Origin of the sequence: Microbacterium sp. (assembly GCF_031178445.1) — a bacterium.
Taxonomy (GTDB): domain Bacteria; phylum Actinomycetota; class Actinomycetes; order Actinomycetales; family Microbacteriaceae; genus Microbacterium.
Window position 1 is genome coordinate 1 of record NZ_JAPSIY010000020.1, and the last position, 5,096, is coordinate 5,096.

The 5,096-nt window shown below is 65.5% G+C and carries 4 protein-coding genes; all 4 read right to left on the bottom strand.

The window, feature by feature from the left end:
• The coding region (locus RIN43_RS16020) for an extracellular solute-binding protein (RefSeq protein WP_309129924.1) at nucleotides 1-946 on the bottom strand (946 nt) is incomplete at its 3' end.
• Nucleotides 947-977: 31 nt separating this feature from the next.
• Complete coding sequence (locus RIN43_RS16025; protein ID WP_309129925.1) at nucleotides 978-1,817, bottom strand: inositol monophosphatase family protein; 840 nt, start codon at nucleotides 1,815-1,817, stop codon at nucleotides 978-980.
• Nucleotides 1,814-2,911: an ABC transporter ATP-binding protein gene (locus tag RIN43_RS16030; RefSeq protein ID WP_309129926.1), complete on the bottom strand. Its 1,098-nt coding sequence runs from the start codon at nucleotides 2,909-2,911 to the stop codon at nucleotides 1,814-1,816. The genes RIN43_RS16025 and RIN43_RS16030 overlap by 4 nt, the downstream gene beginning before the upstream one ends.
• Before the next feature lie 4 nt (nucleotides 2,912-2,915).
• Nucleotides 2,916-4,766 carry an iron ABC transporter permease gene (locus RIN43_RS16035; RefSeq protein ID WP_309129927.1) on the bottom strand — a complete coding sequence of 617 codons (1,851 nt, stop codon included), beginning with the start codon at nucleotides 4,764-4,766 and terminating at the stop codon, nucleotides 2,916-2,918.
• Nucleotides 4,767-5,096 lie beyond the last annotated feature (330 nt).

Sequence of the window (5,096 nt, forward strand, 5' to 3'; positions counted from 1 at the left end):
AGGTCATCGACTGCGGAACGATCCAGCCCGCGTACGGCTTCAGCTCCGTGCATGCGGCCTGCGCGTAGCCCTTATCGGCGTTGTTGCGGTACTTCGCACCGGGCAGCAGGGAGATCGCCGGATCGGGCTGACCCTCGCCACCCACTGCGTCAGACGGTGCTTCCGCGTCCTTGCCGACGACAGGGGAGTTCTCGGCGAGTCGCATGAGCCATTCGTGCACAGCGTCGCTCTCCTCGCCGCTCCGCTCTTCACCGAAGTACTCCTCGTACGCGTCGGCGAACTCTTCGGCGTGATCCCGCGCCGACTGGTTCCAACCGATCGGGATGACGGCGAACTTCTCCGGGTCCATGAGCGAGACGCGGCCCTTCCACTCGGGCTCGGTCAGCTCCCAGATGTTCTCGACCGGGCATCCGTCCGGGAAGATGGCGGAGTTGTAGGTCCAGGCGTAGGTCTCGTACAGATTGAGGAACGGGTAACGCGCGGACTCGGGGACCTTGTCGAACATGTCGCCAGGCACCCAGCTGGTGAGCAGTCCGTCCTCAACCAGCGAGTACACACCAGCGATCTCAGCCGAGGCAAGCACGTCACCGATGACGTTGCCGGACTTGCCCTCGGTACGCACCTTCTCGATCACATTCGTCTCGATCTTGACGCCTGTGGCCTCGATGCCATATTTCTTCGTGAAGGCCTCGGCGATCTGAACGACCTTGCCAGTCTGATCGTAAATGGTGATCGGCCCCTCTTCCTTCGCCTTGGCGACGAGCTCGTCCAGGTCGAAGCCCTCGGGCGACTCGTCTGCGGCGAACTGGTGATCCGGTTTGTCATCCTTGACGGCGGGCTGGCCGCCGGCGCCGCCCGGAGGCGCGCAGGCAGTGAGCGCGAACAGCGCAGCGGCCACGCCTGCGATGGCCGGGAGCAGGCGCCGGGTAGGGATTCTCGGGTTCATGATTGTTCCTTCTGTGTGGGTATGTGTGTGCTCAGACGGAGGCATCGGTGCGGGTCTGGGATCGGAGGATGGCGTCGATGAGCGGGAAATCGGCGTCGGTGACGGTGCCGAAATACACGCTGTTGTGGTGGTCGCGGGACTCGGGGAGCAGCTGGCCGTCGCCGTAGGAGCGGTAGACTCCCCCGGCTTGGCGCAGGATGAAAGCCGGCGCGGCGACGTCCCACGGATGGATGTTGAAGCCGAAGTTGGCATCTGCCCACCCGGTTGCGACATAACACAGCGCAATAGCGGCACTGCCGAGATCGCGCACGTGCGCGAATCCATCGGCAAGCTGCGCGAGCGCCTCAAGCTTTTCGATCCGGCGGGTCACGAGCGTGTTGGCCGGCGGGAAGGTGGCGAGCACCGTCGCCCGCTCGGGCACCGTCATTCCTCGGGCGCGCAGCGCCGCCCCATTGAGGAAGGCTCCCCGCTCGTCGGCGCGCCACAGTTGATCCGCCACGGGGTCGTACACCACGCCGGCGACGACCTCGTCTCCACGGACTGCCGCGATGACCACCCCCCACAGGGCGATGCCCCGGGCGAAGTTCGACGTGCCATCGATGGGGTCGATGTACCAGGTGATCTCGCCCTGCCCGCTTGCCCCCTCCTCCTCGCCCACGATGTGGGCGCCGGGAAGATGCTGCTCGATGACCGCTCGCGCGCGCTGCTCGCTGCGCCCGTCGTATTCGGTGACGAAGTCGTGGAACCCGTTCTTCGTCTCGAACGCCATGCCCGGCGAACGGAACCCTTCGGCCGCGACCGCCCCGGCTTCGCGGGCGGCGCGCTCCGCGATGTCGCCGAGCACGACGGAACTGGCGATTTCCCCGGTCATGCTGCGGCCGCTTCGATCCGCTGCTCTTCACGGTCAAAGACATGCAGCGAGTCGGCGTGGGCGCTCACCGTCACCTCGTCGCCGGGACGCACGTCGCCCGCCACCGAGGACGTCGCGTACACGTGTCGGCCGCCCATCCTGATATCGGTGATCCAGTTGCCGCCGGTCGGCATGATCGACTCGACGACCCCGCGCATCACGAGATCCCCGACGCCAGTGGCGGAGCTGGGCGGCGCAACGCGCAGCGATTCCGGCCGGATGCCGAGGGAGCCCAGCCGGCTAGAGTCGACGCGACGCGACAGGTAGGCGTGCGCTTCGGCGGCGTCCTCCCCGAGCGGGTCGAATTCGAAGAAGTTAATGGGCGGCACGCCGAGAAAGTTCGCGACGAAGCGGTTCGCGGGTCGATCGTAGATGTCCAGCGGCGTGCCGACCTGCTGCAGCTCGCCGTCGTACATTACCGCCACCCGAGTGGCCAAGGTCATGGCCTCCCACTGGTCGTGGGTCACGAACACGATGGTGGAACCTGTCTCGTCGTGGATCCGTTTGAGTTCGGCTCGCATCTCAAGCCGCAGACGCGAGTCGAGGTTGGAGAGCGGCTCGTCAAGCAGCATCGTCTCCGGTCGCACCGCGAGCATGCGCGCCAGGGCAACGCGCTGCTGCTGCCCGCCCGACAGTTGGGCGGGGTACCGGTCGCGATACTTCTCGATCCCGAGCGACGTCAGCACCTCCGTGATGCGCTGTTCGCGCTCGGGCCTCCCGAGCTTCTTGAGCTTGAGCCCGTAGTCGATGTTGTCCGCCACCGTGAGGTGCGGCCACAGCGCGTAGTTCTGGAAGACCATGCCGAGGTCGCGATCCTCCGGTGCGATGAACACGCGCCGCTTCGGGTCGTCAACGACACGGTCGCCGATCGTCAACGCTCCCGCCGTGACAGTCTCCAGGCCAGCGATCATCCGGATGGTCGTGGTCTTGCCGCAGCCGGAGGGGCCGAGCAGACACATGAAGTCGCCGTCTTCGATGACCAGGTCGAGTCTGTCGATCGCGTTGGCGGACGTGCCATAGTTCTTGGCGACGGCGTCGAGTGTGATGGTGGGCATTGTCTCAAGCTCCTAGTCCGCGGGAGAGATCTGTTTTCATGACTTTCTGCACGGTGTACGTGCCGATGAACGCGAGGGCCGACACGATAAGCACCACGCCGTTGCCGGCCTGGCTGTAGCCCAGGTCGATGAGCCGGATCGACAGCGTGGTGAGCACGTCCAGGCCCGGGACGGTGAGGATGATGACCAGGCTGAGGCTCTTGATGCCCGAGATGAACGCCATCACCATGGCGACGGCCACGGCGCTCTTCTGGACGGGCAGCACGATCGTGCGGAACCGATGGAACCATCGCGCGCCGGCGACCTTCGCCGCCTCCTCAGGTTCGCTGCCGAGCTGCATCATGGAGGAGATACCGGATCGCGATGCGAACGGCATCTGCTCGGTGAAGTAGATGATCACGAGCAGCGCCGCCGTACCGTACAGTGCGGGGATCGGGCCCCGCTGCTCGCCGAAGAGCGCCATGTAGGCGGTCGCGAACGCGATCCCGGGCACCAGGTAAGGCAGGAAAAGCATCTGGCGCAGTCCCGAGGAGACGACAAGGGAGTTCGACCTGACGACGACGTATCCCATGAGCAGTCCTACGATGCCGGCGAGGATCGACGAGATGCCGACGATCCACAGGCTGTTCCACATGGCGCTCCACACCTCGCCATTGAGCAGGATGCCGTTCGGGAATCCGAGAGTATCCAGGCCCTGACCCACCCACCAGTCGAGTGTGAAGTTCGACGCGGAGAAGTCGCCGGGCTTGCGCATGAGGGTCGACAACGCGAGCACGATCACCGGGACTGCCACACTGAGCGCGAAGAGCACGCAGCACGCGACGGTCGCAAGGCCGCGCACCCGCCCGAGGCGCAGAACAGAACCGGAGCCGCCGCTCTTGCCGGAGATCGTGACGAACCGCTTGGCCTCGCGCACGAAGTGGACATCGACCCAGAGCGAGATCGCGCCGATCAGCACGATGACCATGGCGATGACCGCTGCAGTGCCGTGCTGGTTGCTGTAGATGTTGCGGTACAGGCTGGTCGCGAGCACGTTCATGTTCGTCGGCAGGCCCAGCACGTAGGCCACACCGAACTCGCCGATCACCTTCGCGAGGATCAGCGTCACCGCCGAGACGAGCGCCGGTCGCAGGATGGGCAGGACGATGGCTGCCGCAGTGCGCAGTCTGGAGGCGCCGAGGATCTGCGACGACTCTTCGAGCGTCGAGTCGAAGCGCTTCAGCGCGTTGCCGACGAGGAGGATCACGAACGGCGTGAAGTGGATGGTGAAGATGAGGATGATCGGAAGCTGTCCGTAGGCGAGCCAGTTCGGCGTCGTGATGCCCATCGCCTCGAACCATCCCACCTGTCCACCGGCGGTTCTGTTCTTGAACAGTGTCAGCCACGCCAGGGCGAAGGTCCACGAGGGCAGCATGTACGGCACGATCAGCGCGGTCGCGAACCACTTGCGCCCCCACATGTCGGTGCGCACGAGCAGCCACGCGATCGCGACGCCGAGCAGCAGCGCGAGCACGATACTCGCCGCGGCGATGAGCAGGGTATTGCCCAACGGCTTCCAGAAGATCGCAGCCGCCTGCGGCGAAACGAAGATGCGCCAGAAGTAGTACGAGGTGAGGCTTCCCTCGTCCTGCTGCGTGATGCGGGTGTCGGGCTCGCCGACCACCACGCCCTCGGCGAGCAGCGCGATGATCGGGATCACGATGAGGTAGCCGAAGAGGATGAGACCGAGCACGCCGATCATGTTCGTGGGGTTGCTCAGAACGGCGCGAACCCGCTGGCCGCGCAATGCAGCGCGGCGGTTCTGGGAGGGAGCCTTCGGCCGAGGTCGCACTGGCGTCGTGGTGCCTTCTGACAAGACTGCCTCGTCTTTCCTGAAATAGGTACCTAATTAGGTATCTATACCGTAGCGAGCGGCGCGGCCCACGTCAACCGATGCCCGAAAAGCGACGAATCCGCCGGCGTCAGGCGACATCGGCGGATCCGGCGTATCGACGGCGGGGCACGGGGATCAGCCCGCGGGTGTCTCCTCGGGTTCCCCAGACGGCGGCGTCTTGCCTTTGGTGCGGTCAAGGCCTATCACGACCGTGAGCTGCGGGGTCTCCGAATCGTTCAGACCCGCATAGAAGTCGCTCTGCTGCACGTCCGCGCCGCCGAGCAGGTCGGCAAGGCCGAGGGCGGCCGCCTC

Bases quoted from the DNA above. Each gene is read 5' to 3' on its own strand.
- RIN43_RS16025 (WP_309129925.1), bottom strand. From the start codon at position 1,817: ATGACCGGGGAAATCGCCAGTTCCGTCGTGCTCGGCGACATCGCGGAG.
- RIN43_RS16030 (WP_309129926.1), bottom strand. From the start codon at position 2,911: ATGCCCACCATCACACTCGACGCCGTCGCCAAGAACTATGGCACGTCC.